General features: G+C 62.3%; 23 protein-coding genes. 10 read left to right on the top strand and 13 right to left on the bottom strand.

What is annotated here, in order from left to right; genetic code table 11:
- Positions 1–60: 60 nt before the first annotated feature.
- Both lhgD and inhA read right to left on the bottom strand, forming a co-directional pair.
- On the bottom strand, positions 61–1,254 hold the full coding sequence (gene lhgD, locus AC6I6U_RS24750; protein WP_497878634.1) for an L-2-hydroxyglutarate dehydrogenase: 1,194 nt from the start codon (positions 1,252–1,254) through the stop codon (positions 61–63).
- 247 nt (positions 1,255–1,501) lie between these two features.
- Positions 1,502–2,188 carry an isonitrile hydratase gene (inhA, locus tag AC6I6U_RS24745; RefSeq protein ID WP_497878633.1) on the bottom strand — a complete coding sequence of 229 codons (687 nt, stop codon included), beginning with the start codon at positions 2,186–2,188 and terminating at the stop codon, positions 1,502–1,504.
- A gap of 108 nt (positions 2,189–2,296) precedes the next feature.
- Here inhA and AC6I6U_RS24740 point away from each other — a divergent pair, with 108 nt between their 5' ends.
- From AC6I6U_RS24740 to AC6I6U_RS24730, 3 genes are all read left to right on the top strand, one after another.
- Positions 2,297–3,280 (top strand): GlxA family transcriptional regulator, encoded by a 984-nt coding sequence (locus AC6I6U_RS24740; protein WP_497878632.1) that lies wholly within the window; start codon positions 2,297–2,299, stop codon positions 3,278–3,280.
- A gap of 389 nt (positions 3,281–3,669) precedes the next feature.
- Positions 3,670–4,377 (top strand): response regulator, encoded by a 708-nt coding sequence (locus AC6I6U_RS24735; RefSeq protein WP_497878631.1) that lies wholly within the window; start codon positions 3,670–3,672, stop codon positions 4,375–4,377.
- Positions 4,378–5,670 carry an ATP-binding protein gene (locus tag AC6I6U_RS24730; protein WP_497878630.1) on the top strand — a complete coding sequence of 431 codons (1,293 nt, stop codon included), beginning with the start codon at positions 4,378–4,380 and terminating at the stop codon, positions 5,668–5,670. It begins immediately after the preceding gene.
- A 176-nt stretch (positions 5,671–5,846) separates the two neighbouring features.
- Here the strand turns inward: AC6I6U_RS24730 and AC6I6U_RS24725 are convergent, their stop codons facing one another.
- The 4 genes from AC6I6U_RS24725 to AC6I6U_RS24710 all read right to left on the bottom strand — a co-directional run bounded on the left by AC6I6U_RS24725 (position 5,847) and on the right by AC6I6U_RS24710 (position 8,009).
- A complete protein-coding gene (locus AC6I6U_RS24725; RefSeq protein WP_497878629.1) occupies positions 5,847–6,425 on the bottom strand; it encodes a DUF4337 domain-containing protein in 579 nt (192 codons plus the stop codon).
- A gap of 112 nt (positions 6,426–6,537) precedes the next feature.
- Positions 6,538–6,756, bottom strand: a complete 219-nt coding sequence (locus AC6I6U_RS24720) for a hypothetical protein (RefSeq protein ID WP_497878628.1) — start codon at positions 6,754–6,756, stop codon at positions 6,538–6,540.
- Positions 6,757–6,826: 70 nt separating this feature from the next.
- Positions 6,827–7,387 carry a GNAT family N-acetyltransferase gene (locus AC6I6U_RS24715; RefSeq protein ID WP_497878627.1) on the bottom strand — a complete coding sequence of 187 codons (561 nt, stop codon included), beginning with the start codon at positions 7,385–7,387 and terminating at the stop codon, positions 6,827–6,829.
- A 1-nt stretch (position 7,388) separates the two neighbouring features.
- On the bottom strand, positions 7,389–8,009 hold the full coding sequence (locus AC6I6U_RS24710) for a LysE family translocator (RefSeq protein ID WP_497878626.1): 621 nt from the start codon (positions 8,007–8,009) through the stop codon (positions 7,389–7,391).
- 229 nt (positions 8,010–8,238) lie between these two features.
- Here AC6I6U_RS24710 and AC6I6U_RS24705 point away from each other — a divergent pair, with 229 nt between their 5' ends.
- Complete coding sequence (locus AC6I6U_RS24705) at positions 8,239–8,826, top strand: LysE family translocator (RefSeq protein ID WP_497878625.1); 588 nt, start codon at positions 8,239–8,241, stop codon at positions 8,824–8,826.
- On the opposite strand, the gene AC6I6U_RS24700 is transcribed toward AC6I6U_RS24705, so the two are convergent.
- A complete protein-coding gene (locus AC6I6U_RS24700; protein WP_497878624.1) occupies positions 8,808–9,668 on the bottom strand; it encodes a helix-turn-helix transcriptional regulator in 861 nt (286 codons plus the stop codon). The two genes, AC6I6U_RS24705 and AC6I6U_RS24700, sit on opposite strands and share 19 nt — an antisense overlap.
- Positions 9,669–9,711: 43 nt before the next feature.
- Positions 9,712–12,153, bottom strand: a complete 2,442-nt coding sequence (locus AC6I6U_RS24695) for a hypothetical protein (protein WP_497878623.1) — start codon at positions 12,151–12,153, stop codon at positions 9,712–9,714.
- A gap of 233 nt (positions 12,154–12,386) precedes the next feature.
- Between AC6I6U_RS24695 and AC6I6U_RS24690 the strand changes: the two genes are divergently transcribed.
- Positions 12,387–13,358, top strand: coding sequence for a sensor domain-containing diguanylate cyclase (locus tag AC6I6U_RS24690; RefSeq protein ID WP_497878622.1), 972 nt, complete (start codon positions 12,387–12,389; stop codon positions 13,356–13,358).
- 35 nt (positions 13,359–13,393) lie between these two features.
- Here AC6I6U_RS24690 and pbpG read toward each other — a convergent pair whose 3' ends face one another.
- Complete coding sequence (pbpG, locus tag AC6I6U_RS24685; RefSeq protein WP_497878621.1) at positions 13,394–14,329, bottom strand: D-alanyl-D-alanine endopeptidase; 936 nt, start codon at positions 14,327–14,329, stop codon at positions 13,394–13,396.
- A 573-nt stretch (positions 14,330–14,902) separates the two neighbouring features.
- Between pbpG and AC6I6U_RS24680 the strand changes: the two genes are divergently transcribed.
- Positions 14,903–15,463 (top strand): hypothetical protein, encoded by a 561-nt coding sequence (locus AC6I6U_RS24680; RefSeq protein WP_497878620.1) that lies wholly within the window; start codon positions 14,903–14,905, stop codon positions 15,461–15,463.
- Positions 15,464–15,540: 77 nt separating this feature from the next.
- Here the strand turns inward: AC6I6U_RS24680 and AC6I6U_RS24675 are convergent, their stop codons facing one another.
- Positions 15,541–15,723: a hypothetical protein gene (locus AC6I6U_RS24675; protein ID WP_497878619.1), complete on the bottom strand. Its 183-nt coding sequence runs from the start codon at positions 15,721–15,723 to the stop codon at positions 15,541–15,543.
- A 337-nt stretch (positions 15,724–16,060) separates the two neighbouring features.
- On the opposite strand from AC6I6U_RS24675, the gene AC6I6U_RS24670 reads away from it, so the two are divergent.
- Positions 16,061–16,375 carry a hypothetical protein gene (locus AC6I6U_RS24670; protein ID WP_497878618.1) on the top strand — a complete coding sequence of 105 codons (315 nt, stop codon included), beginning with the start codon at positions 16,061–16,063 and terminating at the stop codon, positions 16,373–16,375.
- A gap of 72 nt (positions 16,376–16,447) precedes the next feature.
- Here the strand turns inward: AC6I6U_RS24670 and AC6I6U_RS24665 are convergent, their stop codons facing one another.
- Together AC6I6U_RS24665 and AC6I6U_RS24660 are read right to left on the bottom strand one after the other, a co-directional pair.
- Positions 16,448–16,642, bottom strand: a complete 195-nt coding sequence (locus tag AC6I6U_RS24665; RefSeq protein ID WP_497878617.1) for a hypothetical protein — start codon at positions 16,640–16,642, stop codon at positions 16,448–16,450.
- 279 nt (positions 16,643–16,921) lie between these two features.
- Positions 16,922–17,272, bottom strand: coding sequence for a hypothetical protein (locus AC6I6U_RS24660; protein WP_497878616.1), 351 nt, complete (start codon positions 17,270–17,272; stop codon positions 16,922–16,924).
- Positions 17,273–17,540: 268 nt separating this feature from the next.
- Between AC6I6U_RS24660 and AC6I6U_RS24655 the strand changes: the two genes are divergently transcribed.
- Complete coding sequence (locus AC6I6U_RS24655) at positions 17,541–18,359, top strand: shikimate 5-dehydrogenase (RefSeq protein ID WP_497878615.1); 819 nt, start codon at positions 17,541–17,543, stop codon at positions 18,357–18,359.
- Positions 18,360–18,389: 30 nt separating this feature from the next.
- On the opposite strand, the gene AC6I6U_RS24650 is transcribed toward AC6I6U_RS24655, so the two are convergent.
- Complete coding sequence (locus AC6I6U_RS24650; protein WP_497878614.1) at positions 18,390–19,040, bottom strand: YceH family protein; 651 nt, start codon at positions 19,038–19,040, stop codon at positions 18,390–18,392.
- Between the two features lie 129 nt (positions 19,041–19,169).
- Between AC6I6U_RS24650 and AC6I6U_RS24645 the strand changes: the two genes are divergently transcribed.
- Both AC6I6U_RS24645 and AC6I6U_RS24640 read left to right on the top strand, forming a co-directional pair.
- A complete protein-coding gene (locus AC6I6U_RS24645; protein WP_497878613.1) occupies positions 19,170–19,679 on the top strand; it encodes a DUF1993 domain-containing protein in 510 nt (169 codons plus the stop codon).
- 293 nt (positions 19,680–19,972) lie between these two features.
- Positions 19,973–21,127 carry an MFS transporter gene (locus AC6I6U_RS24640; RefSeq protein ID WP_497878612.1) on the top strand — a complete coding sequence of 385 codons (1,155 nt, stop codon included), beginning with the start codon at positions 19,973–19,975 and terminating at the stop codon, positions 21,125–21,127.
- Positions 21,128–21,174: the final 47 nt, after the last annotated feature.

The following is a 21,174-nucleotide window of genomic DNA, read 5'->3' as shown; positions in this document are numbered from 1 at the left end:
CGCCTTGCCTGGCAAACCCTTGGACGCAAATTTAAGTATTCGAATTAACCGTACAGGACACTAGCGCGGCCCCAGGAGCCGGTCGGCGATCATCTCGCCAATCGGCATGGCCGACGTGGCGGCCGGCGAAGGCGCGTTGCAGACGTGGACCATGCGCGCGGTCTCGGCGAACAGGAAATCATGCACCAGGCTGCCATCGCGCATGACCGCCTGGGCGCGGATACCGGCTTCGTAGGGCAGCAGGTCCTCGACTTCCAACGACGGGCAGTACTTGCGGCACAGTTGCAGGTAGCCGCGTTTGCTCAGGGAGTTCTTCAACTCCTGGGTGCCGGAGCGCAAGTTCTGCCGGATGGTTTTCCAGAAGCCGGGAAAGCTGGCGTACTGCGCGACATCCCGCCAGTTGACCGAGAACTTGCGGTAGTTCTCCCGACCGAGCCCCAGCACCGCGTTCGGTCCGACGGTGACGCTGCCGTCGATCATGCGGGTCAGGTGCACGCCGAGGAACGGCAGGTCGGGGTCGGGGATCGGGTAGATCAGGTGGTTGACGATGTCGTTCTTCGACGCCGGCAGGCGGAAATACTCGCCACGAAACGGGATGATCTGGTGGTCGATGGAGATCCCGGCCAGGGTCGCCAGGCGGTCGGACTGCAAGCCGGCGCAGGCCACCAGTCGGCGTGCCTGCCAGGTGCCGCCCTGGGTATCGACGGTGACGCCGTCGGTATTTTCCCGGATCGCGGTGACGGTCTGCTCCAGGCGGATTTCCCCGCCGTTGCTGCTGATCACCCGGGCCATCGCTTCGCAGACCTGGCGGTAGTCGACAATCCCCGTGGCATCGAGAAACAGCGCGCCAAGGCCGACGATGTTGGGTTCGCGGCGGCGCAGCTCATCGGCGTCCAGGCGTTCGACCTTCAGGCCATTGAGTTGCGAGCGCTCGTACAGTGCGTTCATCCGCTGCATCTCCAGCGGCGTGGAGGCCACCAGCATTTTGCCGCAGACCTCGTGGGCAATGCCGTGCTCGCGACAGAAATCCTTGGTGGCCTGGGCGCCACGCTTGCACAGGTCGGCCTTGAGGCTGCCCGGTGCGTAGTAGATGCCGGCATGGATCACGCCGCTGTTGTGCCCGGTCTGATGGCGGGCGAGGCTGGCTTCCTTTTCCAGGATGACCAGGCTGGCGCCAGGTTGGCGCTTGAGCAGTTCCATGGCGGTGGCCAAGCCGACGATGCCGCCGCCGATGATGCAGAAGTCGTGGATCATTGTCTGGGTTATCCCTGGCGTCCGTGTTTGCCTGGTCGGCAGGTTGCCAGAGAAAGGCCGCTTGTGGGAGACCCCTGGGGTGTGTGGGCGGGCTCGAGGTCGTCTTCGCGGGCAAGCCCTGCTCCTACAGGGGTGGTGTTGTACACCAACGCTGCGTACACCCCAGATTCTGTAGGAGCAGGGCTTGCCCGCGAAGAGGCCCTCCAGTTTTGCTCAAATCCCCAAGGGGCAACGCCAGCCCAAAGGACTACTGCAGACCGAGCCGCTCGGCCGCGCGGGCGGTGATTTCGCCCCGCACGCGACGCGATTCCACCACACGCTGGCGAGCGGCATCGAGCACGGCCTGGGGCGCGGTGTCCGGGCTGCCGGCGTCGAACGGTGGCGCCGGGGCATATTCCAGTTGCAGCTGGATCACCTGGGCTTCATCGGCGCCAACCAGCTCGCTGGCCAGGGTCAGGGCAAAGTCGATGCCGGCGGTGATGCCGCCACCGGTCAGCAGGTTGCCGTCACGCACCACGCGGTCCTTCACGGCAATCGCCCCGAGGGTCGTCAGCATGTCGTGGTAGGCCCAGTGGGTGGTGGCCTTGCGCCCGCGCAGCAGGCCGGCGGCACCCAGTACCAGCGAACCGGTGCAGACCGAGGTGACATAACGCGCCTGGGCCGCCTGCTGGTTGATGAAGGCCAGTGTCTCGGGGTCTTCCATCAACGGCCCGACGCCTGCGCCACCCGGTACGCAGATCACATCCAGCGGCGGGCAATCGTCGAAGCGGGTGGTTGGGGTGAACACCAGGCCAGTACTCGACTTCACCGGTTCCAGGTCTTTCCAGACCAGGTGCAGCTTGACCCCGGGCAGCGAGGCGAGAACGTCGTAGGGGCCGGTCAGGTCCAGTTGCTGAACGTTGGGGAACAGCAGGAAACCGATGTGCAGCGTCATGGCGAAAGCTCCTTGTTGCGCAAAGATCAGGTGCGTGTAGACGGCTTTACTGTAGTTTCGTAGGATCTGGCGAATACGCCATACAGCCCACTTTTTACGCCAATCGCCATGAATACACCCCGCAGCATCGAGATACTGGCTTTTCCCAATGTGCAGTTGCTCGATGTCACCGGGCCGCTGCAAGTGTTTGCCTCGGCCAATGACCTGGCCCGTTCCCAGGGCCAGCCGCTGCCCTACGCGCCGCGGGTGATCGCCGCCGAGGGCGGCGCGGTGATGAGTTCGGCCGGCCTGGCCATGCTCGCCGAGCCGTTGCCCGAGCCGGGAACATCTTGCGACAGCCTGGTCATTGCCGGTGGCTGGGGCACCTACGCGGCGGCTGAGGATGCGCAACTGGTGGCCTGGGTGCGCCAGCAGGCGGCCTGCGCGCGACGGGTGGCGTCGGTCTGCACCGGGGCATTTCTGCTGGCGGCCAGCGGCTGGCTGGATGGCCGGCGAGTGGCGACCCACTGGACCCGCTGCGAACAGTTGGCCGAGCGCTATCCGCAGTTGCAGGTCGAGCCCAATCCGATCTTCATCAACGATGGGCCGGTCTGGACCTCAGCCGGTGTGACTGCTGGCATCGACCTGTCCCTGGCGCTGGTGGAGCAGGATCTCGGGCGGCCGATGGCTCTGGAAGTTGCCCGGCACCTGGTGGTGTTTCTCAAGCGCCCGGGCGGGCAGTCGCAGTTCAGTGCGACGCTGTCGCTGCAGAAGAGCACCAGTCGTTTCGGTGACCTGCATGCCTGGATCGCCGAGCACCTGGCTCTGGATCTGTCGATCCCGATCCTGGCGCAGCAGGTGGGGATGAGCGAGCGCAGCTTTGTCCGTCATTATCGCCAGGAAACCGGCCAGACGCCGGCGCGGGCGGTCGAGAATATCCGTGTGGAAAGCGCTCGCCGCCTGCTCAGCGATACCGCCACGCCGATCAAGCGAATTGCCGCCCGTTGCGGGTTCGGCAGCGAGGAGACCCTGCGTCGCAGTTTCATGCGGGCGGTGGGGGTGACACCCCAGGCCTATCGCGAACGGTTTTCGGTGCGCCCGCAACTTGTATGATGACTCCGGTTGGGAAAAGTGTCTGTCGACGCTGATAAAACTCTACCGGCCTGTGATCGAGTTTTTCCTTCAGTACTTGCAAGGTCGGTAAGTATGGGGGCGTACTGGTGACTGTTACGGCGCTATATCGGTTTCATCGAAAAAGCCCTGGGCATCTTGTCGTGCAGGCATTCAGAGGCCACGTGGCGCGGGTTTCAGGCGGGGCATAAGTTCGCGTTCAAACGCTGGAAAACAATTACGTCGCCAGGCTAATTGTTAAAAAGTTTGCAGATTGTAAAAGTTTGTATAGCCCTGTTTTAGGCGATAAATTTATTTATCGTGGATCTGGAATTTATTTACAATGGCGCGCTTATAATACGCGCACTTTATATATCTACAGATTGTCACTTATGGAAAGTTCGACATTGAGCAAAGTCTTGCTTGTTGAAGACGACCTCAAGCTTGCCGCGCTGGTCGCGCAGTTCCTCTCCCAGCACGGTTTCGAGGTGCGCACGGTAAATCGCGGCGATTTGGCCTTGGCGGCTTTCCAGGAGTTCAAGCCCAGGATCGTGGTGCTCGACCTGATGTTGCCGGGGCAGAGCGGCCTGCAGGTGTGCCGCGATATCCGCGCGATCGCGGAGACACCGATCGTGATTCTGACCGCCAGGGAGGATGACCTCGATCATATCCTGGGCCTGGAGTCCGGTGCCGACGACTATGTAATCAAACCGATCAAGCCGCCGGTGCTGCTGGCCCGGCTGCGTGCCTTGCTGCGTCGCCAGGTACCGGACGCAATGGCGCGAGGGACGCTGGAGTTCGGTCGCCTGAGCATCGACCGCAGTTGTCGCGAGGTGCGCCTGGCGGGCGAGGTGATCGAGTTGACCACCATGGAGTTCGAACTGCTGTGGCTGTTGGCCAATGCCGCCGGCGAAACGCTCTCCCGTGACGATATCCTCAACCGCCTGCGGGGCATTGCCTTCGATGGCCTGAACCGCAGCGTCGACGTCTACGTCAGCAAGCTGCGCAGCAAGTTGCATGACAACCCTCGCGAGCCGGTGTGCATCAAGACTATCTGGGGCAAGGGGTACCTGTTCAATCCGTTTGGTTGGGAGCTTTAGATGCTGCGCCTGTTCCTGCGTCTCTATTTCCTGCTGGCGCTGGGTATCGGTGGTGCCATCTATGCGGTCGACTATGTCTTCACCGAGCTGTTGAACGGGCCGACCGAAGCCCTCAACCGCGAGTCGGTACGTGGCCAGGCCTATGCGCTGGTCAAGGACCTGCGCCCGCTGGATCGGGATGGGCGGGAGCGGCAGTTGCTGGAGTGGAAGCCGCATTACGGCTTGACCCTGGGCCTGGTGGAGACCGACACGCTCAACCTCTCTGCTCGGGAACAGGCGTTGCTGGCGTCCAATCAACTGGTGGTGCGCGACGAGTTCACCGAGTTCATCTCACGTATCGACGATGGCTCGCAGTTGCTGATGATCAAGCTGCCGCCCGAGCCCAGCATGACAGTGCCTTACACCATTGCGGCCTACATCATGCTCGCCGTGCTGGTGGGAATCGCGCTGTTCTTCTGGGTGCGCCCACACTGGCGTGATCTGGAACTGCTGCGCCTGGCGGCCCAGCGCTTCGGCAACAACGACCTGGGGGCCCGTGCGTATCTGCCCAGGCGTTCGAACATCTACGAACTGGCGGAGCATTTCAACCAGATGGCAGCGCGCATCGAGGGGTTGATCGCCAACCAGCGCGAGCTGACCAACGCGGTGTCCCACGAGTTGCGCACGCCGATTGCGCGGTTGTCGTTCGAACTGGACCAGTTGCGCCAGCATGTCGACCCGCAACTGAGCGGCGAGTTGATCGGCGACATGTACGCCGATCTTGGTGAGCTGGAGGACATGGTTTCCGAGCTCCTGACCTACGCCAGCCTCGAGCATGGGGCAGGGGAGAGCCGGCGCCAGCTGATCCAGGCCCAGAGCTGGCTCGACAGCGTGGTTGCCAGCGTGGCGCTGGAGGCGGAGGCCGCCGGCGTGCAGTTGACGATCTCGGCCTGTGACGTCGACACCGTCTGCGTCGAGCCTCGGTTCATGGCCCGTGCGGTGATCAATCTGCTGCGCAACGCCATTCGGTACGCACAGGGGCGGGTGCAGGTATCGCTGACGCGTGAGGCCGATGGCTACCAGGTGGTGGTCTGTGACGATGGCCCCGGCGTACCGCCGGAAGGCCGCCTGAAGATCTTCGAGCCATTCCTGCGCCTGGATGCGAGCCGGGACCGCCGCACCGGTGGCTTTGGCCTCGGCCTGGCGCTGGTGCGACGGGTTTCACAGTGGCATGGCGGACAGGTCGAGGTCAGGGATTCGCAGTGGGGCGGGGCTTCGTTCCACATGAGCTGGACCGACGGCGAAAACACCTAGGCTATGTACGAAATCGCTTGAAACTTGGTTATGCGGCGTTAAAAACCGGCTCGGAATGCTCATTGACAGCCAGTCAAGTCGGGCGCGACCCCGGCCGTTCCTCGCCGGTTTTTGCCTTGCCTAACCTGCGTTTCAAACAATTTCGTACACAGCCTAGTGTCCTGTGTGGATAGGCGTCAGATGTGCAACCAGGCCATCGAACCGAGTAGCACGCTGGCGCCCACCGCGGTATAGGACAGGCGCTTGAGCCATTCCCGGCGGGTCAGCAGGGTGATCGCTGCCAGTGAAATGGCAATCTGGATGGCGGTCATCGCCTGGGCCCAGCGATGATGCTGGTGCAGCACTTGTTCCGACTTGGCATCCCATTCGCGACTCTGGGCTTCGAGTCCTTCGGCCTTCTGCCGTACCGCTTCCTTTTCCTTCCGGTAGCGCTCGGCCTCGGCGGTGTAGTGTGCGGCATCCAGCCCTGGAATGTGACTGGCCATTTCCGAGAGATTCTGGCGGCTGGACTTGGCCTGGTAGTAGTTCCACTGGTTGGCGGCCTCGGTCTTGATGATGGCCGCGTTGTTCTTGTCCATCGCCGCCTCGCTTTCCGTGGAGCCCGCCTGGTAGCTGAGCATGGCGCCGATGGTGGCCATGACTGCGGTCATCACCGCGATCCGACTGGCAAAACCGTCGCCCCGTGAGTGGGCGTGCTCGGTGGTGTGCTCGACATGTTTTTCGTGAGGGCTGGGGACTTCGAAAGCTTCGCTCATAAACGCTGGTCTTTGGGTGAGAGGGGGCAGGGGTGCAGCGATTGCAACAGCCACGAGGCCGAGTTCAGTGCTCGGCTCGGTCAGCTCAGGTGATGTTTCTTTGCTAGGGGGGCTAGTCGCGCAGCATGCTCTCGCCGTACTCGCTGAAGCTGCTGCCCAGGTTGCGGTTCATCGAGCCATTGTCCTGGCTCAGGCGGGCGCTGCTGTTGTAGTGCTGTTGGCAACTGAGGGTCGAACAGGCGCTGTTGTAGTGGGTGCTCATATCCGATGAGCAGGCGCCCAGCAACAGGCTACCTGCCACCAGCGCGGCTTTGACGAGAGTTGGTTTCATTGGCGATTCCCCCGGGCTTGCCGGTTTGGTCATGGTTGCTCGGGGCATCTTACGCCTTCGTCGAGGCACGCTACATGAAACTTTCCGGACTCAGATAGCGCTCGGCGCTGAGGCTGTAGAGCAGGCTGTGGGGCTGGCCGGGCACGTCGTCGAGTTCGCCGTCGAGGATCATCCGCGCACGCTCCAGAGTGCGGCGCGAAGGCAGGTTATCCGGCCGTACCAGGCCGATGACCTCGTTGCGTTGCAGGTGCCTGAAGGCCAGGTCGAGCGCCGCCTCGACCATTTCGCTGGCGTAGCCCTTGCCCCAGGCGTCGACCGCGAAACGGAAGTACAGGTTCAAGCCGGTGCGTGAGCCGAAACTGGCGTCCTGCAGTCCACCGAAGCCCAGTACCCGCTCCGGTTGTTCCCGGTCGCAGACGGCCCAGTAGCCGAAGCCCTTGCTCTTCCAGTGCTCGACCCAGTTGAACAGGTTGCTGCTGGTGGTTTCCAGGGAAGACGGGCCCTTGGGGTTGTAGCGATTGGTCTGTGGATCGCCATGAATGGCCTGGGCCACCTTGAGGTCGTCCGCCCGCACCGGGCGCAGCAGCAGGCGATGGGTGTGGATCTCGGGTACAGGCATGGTCATGGACATGTCAGGCCCTGCGCGCCATCAGCAGCACTGAAGCCGCGCCCGACAACAGCACCGCGCATCCACGATTGAACAGGCGCTTGCCCTTGGGCTCGGCGAACCAGCGGCGCATGTGCAGGCCCATGTAGGCATAGGCACTGATGGCGATCCATTCCAATGCCAGGAACAGTGCACCCAGTACCGCGAATTGTTGAGTGACGCCTTGGGTTGGGTCGACGAACTGCGGCAGGAAGGCGGTGAAGATCAAGATGGCCTTCGGATTTCCCGCTGCGACCAAGAACTCCTGGCGGGCGAGGGCCGGCAGACTGGCCCGGGTGTCCTCTGCCTGGGTTTCGGTGTCCGGGCTGGCGCGCCAGAGCTGGATTGCCAGGTAGATCAGGTAGCCCGCACCGAGGATCTTGATCGCGTGGAACAACAGTTCCGAGGTCTGCAGCACCACTGCCAGGCCTGCCGCCGCCAGGGCAATCATCCCGGCGAAGGCCAGCAGTCGTCCGAGGCCTGCCAGGCAGGAAGTGCGAAAGCCATGGCGGGTGGAATTGCTGACCGACAACAGGTTGTTCGGGCCGGGAGCCATGTTCAGTGCGAAGCACGCCGGGATGAAGAGAAGCAGGGTCGAGAGGTTCATGGCGTGCTCCGGCAGGGAAGAAAAGTCCCACAGTAACCCTGGATACGTGCCGCCGCCAGCCCGTCGCGGCTTTTGCCCGGCTGTACCGGAAACTTGTTGCCCAGGTGTATCGTTCAGTGCCGGTAAACCAAGGCATTCGGTCTTCGTCCCGCAGGGGAGTTTTCTTCAATACCTTGCGCGGACGGCTGGGTACCGTACTCCTCACCTTCAATCGAGAGAGACGTATCCGATGAGCGTTATGCTTTCCATGGCCGCCTTTGCGCTGGCTTCGTCCATCACCCCGGGCCCGGTCAATATCGTTGCCCTGAGTTCCGGTGCGCAGTTCGGTCTGCGGGCCAGTTTGCGGCATGTCACTGGCGCGACCGTGGGCTTCACATTGCTCCTGGTGCTGATCGGCCTGGGCCTGCATGAACTGTTGCTACGGGTTCCGGCCCTGACCCGGGGCATTCAGCTCGGCGGCGTGGCATTTCTGTTGTACATGGCCTGGAAGCTGGCCCTGGATGACGGCTCGCTCGACGCCGGCCAGGCCGGCAAGCGCCCGACCCTGACCCTCGGCGCGGTGATGCAGTGGCTCAACCCTAAGGCCTGGCTGGCCTGCGTCGCCGGTATGGGCGCGTTTGCCGCCAACGGCGATACCCGCGTGGTGCTGGAGTTCGCCCTGATCTACTTCGTGATCTGCTACGGCTCGATTGCCTGCTGGGCCTTTGCCGGGACCTTTCTGCGCCGGTATCTGGAGAACCCGCGGGGGATGCGTCTGTTCAACCGGCTGATGGCCTTGCTGCTTGCACTCAGCGCGGCCTACCTGTTGCTGCCTTGAGTTTGATCGCCGCGGTACTGGCCCGGCGTAGCCGCCAGGTGCTGCTTGAACGCCCGCTGGAAGTGCGCCTGGTCGGCGAAACCGGCCTCCAGCGCAACGTCGGCGATGAGCCGTCCACGCCGCAACTGGTTGCGCGCGTACTGGATGCGCCGGTTGACCAGGAAGGCATGGGGCGTCATGCCGTAATACTGCTTGAAGGCGCGGGTCAGGTAGGACGCCGAAAGTTGCGCGGCCTGGCAGATATCTTCCAGCTTCAGCGCCTCGGTGCAGTGCTTGTGGATATAGGCGGCGGCCCGCTCCAGCTTCTGGTTGATCTCGCGGGCAGGGATCGGCGCCGGGTTCAGCCGGTGTTGCAACAGGGTGAAGAATTCGACGATCGCGCACTGTTTTTCCAGGTGCGCGGCGTCATCGTCCACCAGTTGTTCGTAGAGTGCGTTCAGCCACTGGTAGAGCAGCGGGTCGCGGCTGTGGGGGGCCGAGAACCGGCGGAAATCCAGGTCCTGGCTGAACCCCAGTTCGTGTTGCAGCGCAGTCAGCCAAGGCGTCTCGACGTAGAACATGCGGTAGGCCCAGGGCTGGTCGTCGATAGGGTTGCAGGCATGCACTTCGCCAGGGTTCATCAACACCACGGTGCCGGCCTCGACCTGCCACTGTTGCTGCTCGTTGATGTAGGTACTGCGGCCTTGGATGATTGCGCCGATGGAGAAATGCTCGTGGGAATGGCGGGCGTAGCAGACCTTGCGGCCGTCCTGGATCGACCGTGCCTCGATGAACGGCAACTGCGCATCGCGCCAGAAATACGGTGCCTTGTCATCCTGTTGGGCGGTACTGGGTCTGCTCATGGTCGCTTTCATTCTCTCGGGCGGTCGAATCCTGGACATGCTCCTACAGTAGCGCCGGTCTTTCCAGTGCCTGCCAGGCGCTGGCATCAGCGGCGTCGTCACGTGTCAGCCAGAGTTCGCCATGGCGCTCCAGGGGCTCGGTGGGCCATTGCAGGATGGCCTTCAGGTCGATCTGCACCCGGCGACCGGGGTCCGAACCGTCGCGCAGGTCCCAGTCGTTTTCGTATTGGCGCAGGTGCAGGGTGTCGCCGGTGAAATCGATGAACTGCGGGCGATTGCCCAGCCAGTTCGGTGCGATGCGCAGGGTATGGGCCTCGACATCCAGCAGCAGGAGTTTCCAGGCGCGCTGGCTGTATTCGAAATCCGGATGTTCGAGATAGAGCCGGGTCAGCGCCAGGTACCGGCCCTTGGGTGACCAGATCATCGATGGCGCGAGGTTGGACAGGGCGCAGCCGGAGGCGGTCAGCAGATGCCCTCCCAGGCGTGGACACTGGCCGCGCAGCAGATCGTCGCCGTATTCGGTGCCGCTGCCGAACAGCCAGGCGGCATCCAGGCCGGTCGGCGCGGGCTGGATGAACTCGCCTTCGGCGGTGGCGATCTGCGGTTGGTTGACCACGCGCCAGGTCGGCTGGATTTCAAGTGTGTCGTTGTCGAGCTTGAGCTGGCGCATTTCGTAGTACACGCGTGAGTCTTCGCGATAGGCGCAGAATTCACCGGCCTTGGCTGCCGCCGGTGCCGGTTCGCTGAAGCGACGCAAGGGCGTGCCGGTGTCGTCACGCGGCAGGCGGCCGACGACGACCGCGATGCTGAGCAGCGGACCACGGAAATCCACCAACCCGGCAACCCGCAGTGGTGGGCTGTCGAGCAGACGCTTGCGGCCGGGGTCGGCCACCACCACTCTGTCTGGCAAGGCCGCCGCTTCGGTGAAGGGAATCAGCGCCAGGTATTGGCCGTCGTCGCTGATTCGGTGGTCCAGTTGCCAGACGCCGGGCAGTTCCCAGTCGGCCAGTTGGCAGCGGTAGCCGCTGCTGCCATTCCCGTTGTCGCTGACCCAACTGAAGCAGGCGCGGCAGCCATCCAGCAGTGGGGCGGATTCGATCCGTACTGATGCGGCCTGCCCACCATTCTCCAGTGGCAGGGCCAGGAGTACGCGGGCACGGTTCCAGTCGCCGTCCTGCTCGCGCCCGAGCGCGTCGTGGCCGACAAGGATTTCCGAGTCGCTGTGAATGTTGTGCAACTGGTAGCCGAAGCGGCCATTGTCCGGCTGGTTCAGCGGCAGGTAGCTCTCCAGTCGGACGAACTCTGCGTCCAGTGCCACCGGCTCGCTCCAGTAGCCGGAAGGGCTACGATCATTGGCACTCCACGGCGTGCGCAGGGCTCGCCAACCCTGGCCCCGCTGCCACAGCCAGAGGTCGTGGGGTTGTCCGGCCGGCTCTCCGGCGACGGTGGCTATGCAGACCAGCCGCTGACTGTCATCGCTCCAGACCAGGGCCGTGTCTGCCTTGATTTGCAGCGATGTGGGCTCGCCGTCCAGGCTCAGGCGGTAATCCGGGTGTGACAGGGCTGCCAGAGGCTGGTCCAGCTGCCGCAGGTGATCGGGCAGGCTGAGCTGGCCTTCCAGCAGGTGCCGGCCGTCCGGGGAGCGGTGTTCGATCTGCTGGCGAGCCAGGCTCTGTTGCCAATAGCCGGGTTCGAGCCAGAGATCGCCGATGGGCAGCAGGTTTACCCGCTGTGCGGCCTTGAGCAGGGTGTCCAAGTCGACCTGTTGGCTGCTGTTGTCCACCAATGGACTGTGGCGTCCGCCCAGCCCTTGTTCATTGAAGGTGTCCAGCTCCCAGAAACGTTCGTCGTCGCAGCGATAGAGCTGGTGTTGATGGCGGTCGAGAATCACCAGGCCCCAGCTCTGGCGCGAGGGTACCGGCGCGGCGAAATAGCGGCCGTCACTGGAAAAGCGCGCCGACGATCCGAGGCCTTCGAGCAGCACGCCATCGGGAAACAGGTAGTCGCAGACGACCGGCCCGCCCATGGCGATTTCGCTGTGGTTGAACACTCGGATCGGCTCGCCTTCGGGCGTTTCGCTCGGTTCCTGGCCTCCCCATGCGCTTCGGCTGGCCGTGGAGGCGCTGGGCGGCGCCAGCCCGAGTCGGCGTTCCCAGATGGCGACACAGGCCAGTCCGGGAAAAATGGCCAGGCAGGCTGCGGCGATATCCCAGTAGTCGGGCAGGGCGCGGCCGAGGCTGAAGCCCAGGCCGAACACTGAAGAAATCATCAGGCGGGCCGCGCCGCGTCCGCCAGCCAGCCAACCGAGCCGGGCGCAGAGCCACATGCTGGCGGCGGCAGCGAGCACCACGGCAAGGGCCAGGGGCGGCGGCAGGGTCGTCACCAGGAAGATCGGTACACCCAGCACCAGCACCTGCCAAACCAGCTCCAGCAGCAGGCGACCGATGCTCTTGGGGGCGTTGCTTTCGTCGCGGGCGGCGCTCACGGGGACATCCTGTGCGGTGATGGCGGAGGGCGAGTATGACCTTTCGCACCCGTGGCGCCCATGCCTGGGTATCGGGTTGTGCGGCCGGTCACAGGGAGCGGGAAACTGGAACCGCTGATCAGGCGCCGTTCGGCGCCTGAAAGAAGAACATCGGAAAATTTACGCGGTCCATAGCGTTGTACCGACTCATTTATTGACTACGCTTGCATGATCGCAAGCCTGGGATGTCTGTGATGTTAGCACCGAAGAAACCTGCCGATGAAACGGCTCGCGTGGAAAAGCTGCGCTCGCTGAATGTCCTCGATACTGCGCCCGAGGAACGTTTCGATCGCCTGACCCGCCTGGCCAAGCGCCTGTTCGATGTGCCCATCGCGCTGGTCAGCCTGGTGGATGAGAACCGGCAATGGTTCAAGTCCTGCGTCGGGCTGAGCGCCAGCGAGACGCCGCGGGATATTTCCTTCTGTGGCCACGCGATTCTGGGTGATCAGGTGCTGCTGGTTCCCAATGCAGAGAACGACGAGCGCTTCCACGACAATCCGCTGGTGACCGGTGCTCCTGGCATCCGTTTCTATGCCGGCTGCCCGCTGACCGTGGGCGACGGCAACAAGCTGGGCACCTTGTGCCTGATCGACACCAAGCCGCGGACCCTGGATGACGAAGAGCGGTCATTGCTCTGCGACCTTGCGCAAATGGCCGAGCAGGAACTGGCGGCGGTACAGATGGCGACCATGGACGAGCTGACGCTGCTGTCCAACCGCCGTGGCTTCGAAGCGCTGGCCAACCAGGGGCTGAGCGTTTGCAAACGCATGGGCAAGCCGGCTTCGCTACTGTTCTTCGACCTCAACGACTTCAAGCAGATCAACGATGTGTATGGTCATGCCGAAGGCGACCTGGCGCTGAAGAACTTCGCCGATGTGCTGCGTATCGCCTTTCGCGAGAGCGATGTGATCGGACGCCTGGGCGGCGACGAATTCGTGGTGCTGTTGACCGGTTCCGACCATGTGGAAGTCGACACCATCATGGCGCGGCTGCGTGAGACCCTGGCCGAGCGCAATTCAGGGCAGCAGCGGGGTTATGACATTCGCTTCAGCGTGGGGCAGATCGAGTATGACTCGCAGCGCCATGACTCGATCGCAAGCCTGCTGGCGGACGCCGATAAGGCGATGTACGCCCATAAACAGGCACTCAAACGCCAACGCGGCTGAACGCGGCCCGGAAAACCGAGCCGCTTGCACCGGGCTTACTTTGCTACCTGTTCGCTCGCCTGGCGTCCCTTGAGGTTCTTGTCGGCCTTGTAGCGCAGGGCCACGTCCGGCACGTTGCCGCCCTTGCCGGTCTCGACCCAGTTGCGAATCCGGCTGGCATCGGCGAAGTGGGTGTACTTGCCGAACGCGTCGAGAATCACCAGGGCGACCGGGCGGTTACCCATCTCGGTGACCAGCACCAGGCAGTGGCCGGCCTGATTGGTGAAGCCGGTCTTGGTGATCTTGATGTTCCAGCTCTCCTTGTTCACCAGGTGGTCGGTGTTGCGAAAGCCCAGGGTGTAGTTGGGCTTGCGGAACGCCACGGTCTTTTCCTTGGTGGTGCTCAACTCGCTCAGCATCGGGTAGTGACGGGCGGCCATCAGCAGCTTGCTGAGGTCGCGGGCGGTGGAGACGTTATGGATCGACAGCCCGGTCGGCTCGACATAGTGGGTGTTGATCATGCCCAGGGACTTGGCCTTGGCGTTCATGGCGGCGATGAATGCTGCATAGCCGCCTGGATAGTGGTGAGCCAGGGTGGCGGCCGCGCGGTTCTCGGACGACATCAGGGCAATCAGCATCATTTCCTTGCGGGGCAGCTCGCTACCGAGCTTGACCCGGGAAAACACCCCTTTCATTTCCGGCGTGTCGCTGATGTTCACCGCGATGTATTGCTCCATCGGCAGCTTGGCATCGAGCACGACCATGGCGGTCATCAGCTTGGTCACCGAGGCGATCGGCACGACCACGTCGGGGTTGCTCGAGTACAGGGTCTTGTTGGTCTGCAGGTCGATCAGCAGGGCGCTGCCGGAGGCGACTTGCAGGTGGCTGGTATCGCGAGGGGCCTGGGTGGTTTCACGCGCCTCGACGACAGGAGTAGCAACGGTGCCGGCCAGGATGAAAAAAAGGCCGAGGATGGAATGACGAATGTTCACGCGGATGGACTCGCTAAAAATGGATATACCGTTGGCAACGGGCTTTCTTGAAAAAGCGTTACGTTTGATGAATATAGCTCGGAAAGTTGCCACAGCTCTGCAGATAATGGGCGTAACTGACACAAAATTTAATTTTGTATCGGTTCCGTTCCCGTTCGCTGCTCGAACTTTCCGATTGTTGCCCGATCCCTGGTTGGATTCAGTCATTGCATGGGCTGCCCGGAGGACCCGGAAGACGTGCCTTGGCTGTCTGGCGAAGACCCTGTCGGGTCCATACTGGCCATAAGGCATATGGTAGCGTAGAGCTGTCCGTCGTTACATCGGTTGCGGGCCTTTATTTCGCAGGTTACAGCGATTTTTCCAGGTTATTTCGCGGCGCTTCCCCCAGTGGCTTCCGTCAAGCTCGCCAGAAGATGAAAAAGCCTTTCAATTCAAGTGTTAGCTAAGGTTTTCCCTGAGTGCTGAAGGGGGATCATGTATCGGTATCGATATGTAATGGTGTCTGCCCCGAACTGCGATTAGCATCGGCGCGTATATCGAGATCGATGCCTTGTGGACTTCAGGAGTGGGGTAATGCCAAAGATTTCTTTCAGCAGGGACTACCTGCCCATGTTGGTGTGGGCAGGGATCGTCGCGGTATTGCTGCTGGGGTTCGCGTTTTTTCCGAAATCGGCCGACTGGTATGGCTGGATTCAGGCCGTGGGACTGATTGTCGGCTTGATGATGGCGATCGCCGTACCGGCGATCCAGCGCAAGCAGGAGTTCCAGGCCGAGCGACAACGCCTGCGCGAGCGTGAAGTGGGATATGCCCGGCGCCTGCACTACTTCGGCCTGGAAATGCTCGAACTGCTCGGGCGGGTGACCGCCAGCCTCATTCATTTGCGTGCCTCCGACCGGCATCGCTACCAGCGCAATCTCGAAGACTTCCTGCACCGCCTGTTCGAGTCCCACAAGCAGGATTTGAATGACGACAGGGTTCTCATCATTCATGAACTGCGCAAGGTCGCCAATATGCTGATCGACGAGCTGGAGAGCGGGCGTTCGGATCGGGCGGTGATGGTCGAGCTGGACAAGCGCCTGCAGAAACTGGGGCATCGCACGCAAATCAATAGCGTCCAGGCCGAGCGCAGCTGAGCGGCATAAAAAAGCCCGCAACGAGTGCGGGCAAGGGGTTGTGCGGAGCAACGCACGTTTGAGAAGTCGGTGGGCGGTCAGGCGTCGAAGGCATGCAGGTCCATGCGTTCGGACAGGGCCTTGGCCGCTGGCAGGGAAGTCAGGGGGCCGCTGATCCGTACGCCATCGCGCACCAGGTACCAGCAGGCGAGCAGGCCCAGCTCCCTCAGCGAGGCGGGAACGGCGCTACCGATAACGGACATGATCTGAACCTTGGGCATAAGTACCTCCATCAATCTATGGCGCTACCTTACGGTGACGGTGGCTCAAGGAAAAATCACCGTGCTCGATAGTGGACATTGACGGAATCGAGCCATGGCCCATGGCAGGCCATCTCTCCTTGAAATTTCAGCGGCAGCGCTTCATGATTCCGGTGCGGATGTAACAAAGTGTGTTTCAGGGAAGAGATCGATCGCGACAGCGGGTGCACAGGTTCAGACTGCACCTCCAGCCCCTAGCTTTTCTTCTTCGCCCTTACCACGTTTCTTACAGCCACTCGATCAGGCGAGCGGGCATCGTTCGTCTTTTTTCAGACAAGGTTATTCAAGGAAGGGCGGCATGATTATTTGGGGATCGGGAGGCGGCAACGCCGATCTGGGGAAGGCGGAAACGCGGCACTGCGAGACCTGCGAGAAAGAGCGCGATTTCAAGGTAATCCTTAACTATCGCTATGCGCACCTGTATTACCTGCGCTGGGTGACGGAGAAGAAGTATCACCTGATCTGTGATATCTGCAGCCGTGGCTGGAACCTCAAGGCCAAGGATGTCGAGGACAAGCTCGAGAAGAACCCGATTCCGTTCATGACACGTTTTGGCTGGGCCTTCCTGGTCGGCGGTATTGGACTGTTGTTCCTGCTCGCCACGTTCAAGTAAGCGGACGCAATACGTTGTTGCTGGAACCCTTTTCGAAGCCCTTCATCCACTGAAGGCACTGCTCATGCCGGATCAGTCGACCACCTGGTCCAGCATGTTCAAGATTTCCTGTTCATTCAACAAGCCCTTGCGCACCAGGTTCTCGGCCAGCAGCGAGAGAAACTTGGCCGTGCGATGGCCCTCCAGCTGCTTGAGTTCGGTGAGTGCGCTATAGACCTTGCTGGAAGTGCAGAGGCCGGCGGTGCGATGCGGATTTTGCGTAGGCATGGTTCGTCCTTGTTCTTATAGGGAAGCCTTCGACGATAGACGTCGATCTTGCCGCCAACGGATGGCATAAATATGACAGTGATATGAAGGGCTGATCAACCCGGTAATCGGCAGTCCTATCATGCGCCATTGGTGGACGATTGCTGTCTTGCCTGCGACCTTTACCTCTGCAATTCAGACGAGGAGGGGCGTATGTGCAGGGATATCCGTCCGGAATTCACGTCTCCCAGAACGAACCAGGCCCCGTCTTGCGAGCGGGGCCTGGTTTTTAGCGGGCGGTTACCAGCGTGGGCCGTAACCGTAATGGGGGTGACCGTAGTACACGGGGCGACCGTAGTAGCCGCCACCACCGTAGACCACCACCGGTGGAGGAGGCGGTGCCGCGTAGACAGGGGCCGGTTGTACGTAGACCGGAGCCTGCTGGACGTAAACCGGTGCTGGCTGCGCGTACACAGGCTGCTGCACGTAAACGGGACGTGGGCTCGACACTACCGAACCGACAATGGCACCGCCGATCACGCCGCCCAACAAGGCAGGACCCACCCAGCCGCCACCACCGTGGGCAGAGGCCTGGCCTGCGACAGCGAGTGCACCAACGAGCAAGGCTATCTTGGGAATTGTACGCATCATGATTATTCCTCGGTTTCCAACCCCAGCGCTTGTTGTCTGCAATAGACTCAAGAACTGTCGCGGGGATACTGCTATGACAGCGGCTCTCTGAAAATCTTCGACGCCGCTGAGTAAATTTTGTGTAAGGTTCGGGGCGGTGCTTCTTTACAGTCCTTCTACAGTCCCGCGACACCTGCGCCAGAGCCTTGCAAACGTTCCTTATGATCAGCGAAAACACGGGTGGATGGCTAATCCCGTTTATCCGAAAGTACCCCTCAGGAGATGAAACATGCAGATGAATCCGAACAGAGACACCCAGTTGTGCATGTCGTTGTCTGGGCGTCCCGGCAATTTCGGCCTGCGCTTTCATAACCACCTTTACGAGCAACTGGGCCTGAACTTCTACTACAAGGCCTTCAGCAGCCAGGACCTGCCGGGCGCCGTCGGCGGCATCCGCGCCCTGGGCATTCGTGGTTGCGGCGTGTCGATGCCGTTCAAGGAAGACTGCATTGCCCTGGTCGACGAGCTGGACGCTTCGGCGGCGGCGATCCAGTCGATCAATACCATCGTCAACACGGCAGGTCATCTCAAGGCCTACAACACCGACTACATCGCGATAGCTCAGTTGCTCGACACCCATGCGGTGCCGAGGGATACCACCTTCGCCCTGCGCGGCAGTGGTGGCATGGCCAAGGCCGTGGCCTCGGCGTTGCGCGATGGCGGTTACCGCAACGGCGTGATCGTGGCCCGCAACGAAACCGCCGGCAAGGCACTGGCGGCGATCTGCGGGTATGAGTGGCAGGCCGAGCTGGGCGGGTCGCGTCCGCAAATGCTGGTCAACGTCACGCCGGTGGGCATGGACGGTGGCCCGGAGGCCGGGCAACTGGCGTTCGAGCCGGCGGCGTTGGACGCGGCCGAGATCGTGTTCGATGTGGTGGCGATTCCTTCGGAGACGCCGTTGATCGTGCGTGGCCGGGAACAGGGCAAGCGGGTCATCACCGGCCTGGAAGTGATCGCGATCCAGGCGCTGGAGCAGTTCGTGCTGTACACCGGCGTGCGGCCGACCGAGGAGCAGTTCCAGAAAGCGGTGGCATTCGCCCGGGCGTAGGCTCCGGGCTCGCGCCGTAGAGGCCCGCTGTTACTGTTCCAGGCGGGCCAGTCGTTCTTCCAGGGCCGCGATCCGTGCTTCCAGTTCCTCGATTCGCTCCGCTGACACCGCGCCACCGGCTCCGCGTTCCGGCGCCTGCTGGCGCGCGGCAAGGATCGCCTCGATATCTGCCGGATCACCCAGGGCATGGGTGTAGCGGTCCTCGCGCTGGCCGGCCTGACGCGGAATCAGCAGGGCCAGCCCGCGGGCGATCAGTCGCTCGAGCTGGTGCACGACCTGCTCGTTATCCTCGAAGTCATGCATCCGACCACTGCGGGTCAGCAGTTCGTTGACGGTCTGTGGCCCCCGCAGGAACAGCAGCCCGATCAACACCACCTGGGCCGGCACCAGCTCAAGGGCCTTGTCGACCCGTTGTTCCCAGCGATCGGCCCGGCTGCCCATCACCAGCCGGGCAAAGCCCCGGCCTTCCAGTGCCCGCAGGCTCTGGCCGACCTGGCCCTGGCTGAGGTTCATCACCGGCTCGCGGCTGGTTTTCTGGTTGCAGGCGAGCAGCAGTGCGTTGAGGGTCAGCGGATAGGTTTCCGGACTGGTGGCCTGTTTCTCGATCAGCGAGCCCAGGATGCGGATTTCCGTGCTGTTCAAGCGGGGTTGTTCGACGGAAGTCTCTTGCTCGGTGCTCATGGTGCGGTTCCCTATGCATTGGAAGCCGCTAGCCTAGGTCTTCACAACGCAAAAAGACAAGCGGCAATACGACCGGCTCTGGCTATAATCGGCCGGCTGTACTCCCGCCATTTTCATTGTGAGAACCCCATGACCATTTCCCTGTACGCCGCTTCCATCCCGGTTTTCAAGCAAATGCTCAACGCCCTGAGCGACGTCCTGAACAAGGCCGAGGCTCATGCAACGGCCAAGAACATCGACCCGAGCGTATTCGTACAGGCCCGCCTGGCTCCGGACATGTTCCCGCTGGTGCGCCAGGTGCAGATCGCCGTCGATTTCGCCAAGGGCGTTTCCTCGCGCCTGGCAGAGATCGAAGTGCCGTCCTACCCCGATAGCGAAACCACCTTCGCCGAACTGCAGGCCCTGATCAGCAAGACCCTGGCGCACCTGGACAGCATCACTGCGGCCCAGGTCGATGGCAAGGAAGGCATCGAGATCGTGACCCGTCCGGGCACGCCGAAAGAGAAGCGCTTCAGCGGCCAGTCGTACCTGCTCACCTATGGCCTGCCACAGTTCTTCTTCCACGTGACCACCACCTACGCGATCCTGCGCCACAACGGCGTGGAAATCGGCAAGCGCGACTACATGGGCGCGTTCTGATTGAACACTGCTGAAGCTCGCCTGGCAGTCGACATTTCTGTTCTGTTGGCTCATAGGTAGCCTTCGCGGATAGATCCGGCTTCCACTGGATACCGCGGCGACACACGACTTCTGTGTACGCTGCAACGCTGTGGGAGCCGGATTTACCGATGCGTCGGACCGCCGCGATCAGGCCATCACTGACACCGCATTACGCATTGTCATACCCGGTCTGTTACAATCCCTCATCCTCATTTCCTTCCTTCCAGTGAGCCCCAGGGCTATCGCTGGCGCTGTCGTTTGCGGAGTCATTCATGTTCCTAGCCATCCTGCTGCTGTCGGCCGCCGGTTTTACCGTGCTGACCACGGAATTCGTCATTGTCGGGCTGCTGCCCGCCATTGCCCGCGACCTGGAGGTCAGCATCCCCCAGGCCGGCCTGCTGGTGACCCTGTTCGCCTTTACCGTGGCGGCCTTCGGTCCATTCCTGACCGCCTACTTCTCCCGTTTCGAGCGGCGCCGGCTGTTCATCAGCATCCTGGTGATCTTCGGCGTGGCCAATACCGTGGCGGCGCTGGCACCGAACATCTGGGTCATGGCCGCCGCCCGTCTGCTGCCAGCCCTGGGCCTGCCGGTGTTCTGGGCCCTGGCCAGTGAAACGGCGGTGGACATCGTCGGCCCGGACCATGCGGGGAGGGCGATCGAGAAGATCGGTTTCGGCATCGTCTGCGCGACAGTATTCGGCATTCCGGTGGGTACGCTGGTTGGCGACGCCTGGGGCTGGCGCATGGCATTCACCATCCTGGCGGTGGTGGCCCTGGTCAAGGCGCTGCTGCTTTGGCGCTACCTGCCCGCGACCCGCCTGCACCTCAATCAGGTTTCGATGCGTTCGCAGTTCGGCATTCTGCGCAGCCCGCTGATGCTTGGCCATGTACTGCTGTCGATCCTGATCTTCAGCGGCATGTTCACCGCCTACACCTACCTGGCCGACATTCTTGAGCGGCTGGCCGGCTTCAACGGCACGGTGGTCGGCTGGTGCCTGATGGCGTTCGGTGCGGTCGGCCTGCTCGGCAACGCCCTGGGCGGGCGCATGGTCGATCGCCAGCCGCTGATCGCCTCGATGGTGTTCTGCGCGTTCATGATTCCCGCCCTGGTGGCGGTGATGCCGAACATCAACTCGTGGCCTGGTCTGGCTGCCGCGCTGGCGGTCTGGGGCATCACCCAGGCGGCGCTGTTCCTGGTCAGTCACGTCCGCCTGATGAAGGTGGCGCCCCAGGCACCGGCCTTCGCTGCATCGCTGAACATCGCCGGAGCCAACCTGGGCATCGGCCTGGGGGCGGTGATCGGTGGCCGGGTTATCGAGGGTGTCGGCCTGACCGGCCTTGGTTTCGCTGCCGCCGCGCTGATCCTGCTGTCGATCCTACTGGCGATGGCCCTGATGACGGCTGATTCGAAGACGGTAACAGCCTAGGCTATGTACGAAATCGCTTGAAACTTGGTTATGCGGCGTTAAAAACC

It is taken from the genome of Pseudomonas sp. UTLPPB19802, from assembly GCF_059730225.1.
Note: the sequence above shows the minus strand (reverse complement) of the source record. Positions and strands in the feature narration are given on the sequence as shown.

Coding starts and splice junctions, on each gene's coding strand:
- AC6I6U_RS24730 (WP_497878630.1), top strand. CDS start 4,378: ATGCTGCGCCTGTTCCTGCGTCTCTATTTCCTGCTGGCGCTGGGTATC.
- AC6I6U_RS24680 (WP_497878620.1), top strand. CDS start 14,903: ATGCCAAAGATTTCTTTCAGCAGGGACTACCTGCCCATGTTGGTGTGG.
- AC6I6U_RS24735 (WP_497878631.1), top strand. CDS start 3,670: ATGGAAAGTTCGACATTGAGCAAAGTCTTGCTTGTTGAAGACGACCTC.
- AC6I6U_RS24640 (WP_497878612.1), top strand. CDS start 19,973: ATGTTCCTAGCCATCCTGCTGCTGTCGGCCGCCGGTTTTACCGTGCTG.
- AC6I6U_RS24700 (WP_497878624.1), bottom strand. CDS start 9,668: ATGAGCAGACCCAGTACCGCCCAACAGGATGACAAGGCACCGTATTTC.
- AC6I6U_RS24655 (WP_497878615.1), top strand. CDS start 17,541: ATGCAGATGAATCCGAACAGAGACACCCAGTTGTGCATGTCGTTGTCT.
- AC6I6U_RS24675 (WP_497878619.1), bottom strand. CDS start 15,723: ATGCCCAAGGTTCAGATCATGTCCGTTATCGGTAGCGCCGTTCCCGCC.
- AC6I6U_RS24670 (WP_497878618.1), top strand. CDS start 16,061: ATGATTATTTGGGGATCGGGAGGCGGCAACGCCGATCTGGGGAAGGCG.
- AC6I6U_RS24710 (WP_497878626.1), bottom strand. CDS start 8,009: ATGAACCTCTCGACCCTGCTTCTCTTCATCCCGGCGTGCTTCGCACTG.
- AC6I6U_RS24650 (WP_497878614.1), bottom strand. CDS start 19,040: ATGAGCACCGAGCAAGAGACTTCCGTCGAACAACCCCGCTTGAACAGC.
- AC6I6U_RS24665 (WP_497878617.1), bottom strand. CDS start 16,642: ATGCCTACGCAAAATCCGCATCGCACCGCCGGCCTCTGCACTTCCAGC.
- AC6I6U_RS24740 (WP_497878632.1), top strand. CDS start 2,297: ATGAATACACCCCGCAGCATCGAGATACTGGCTTTTCCCAATGTGCAG.
- AC6I6U_RS24720 (WP_497878628.1), bottom strand. CDS start 6,756: ATGAAACCAACTCTCGTCAAAGCCGCGCTGGTGGCAGGTAGCCTGTTG.
- AC6I6U_RS24690 (WP_497878622.1), top strand. CDS start 12,387: ATGTTAGCACCGAAGAAACCTGCCGATGAAACGGCTCGCGTGGAAAAG.
- AC6I6U_RS24660 (WP_497878616.1), bottom strand. CDS start 17,272: ATGATGCGTACAATTCCCAAGATAGCCTTGCTCGTTGGTGCACTCGCT.
- AC6I6U_RS24645 (WP_497878613.1), top strand. CDS start 19,170: ATGACCATTTCCCTGTACGCCGCTTCCATCCCGGTTTTCAAGCAAATG.
- AC6I6U_RS24715 (WP_497878627.1), bottom strand. CDS start 7,387: ATGTCCATGACCATGCCTGTACCCGAGATCCACACCCATCGCCTGCTG.
- inhA (WP_497878633.1), bottom strand. CDS start 2,188: ATGACGCTGCACATCGGTTTCCTGCTGTTCCCCAACGTTCAGCAACTG.
- AC6I6U_RS24705 (WP_497878625.1), top strand. CDS start 8,239: ATGAGCGTTATGCTTTCCATGGCCGCCTTTGCGCTGGCTTCGTCCATC.
- AC6I6U_RS24725 (WP_497878629.1), bottom strand. CDS start 6,425: ATGAGCGAAGCTTTCGAAGTCCCCAGCCCTCACGAAAAACATGTCGAG.
- lhgD (WP_497878634.1), bottom strand. CDS start 1,254: ATGATCCACGACTTCTGCATCATCGGCGGCGGCATCGTCGGCTTGGCC.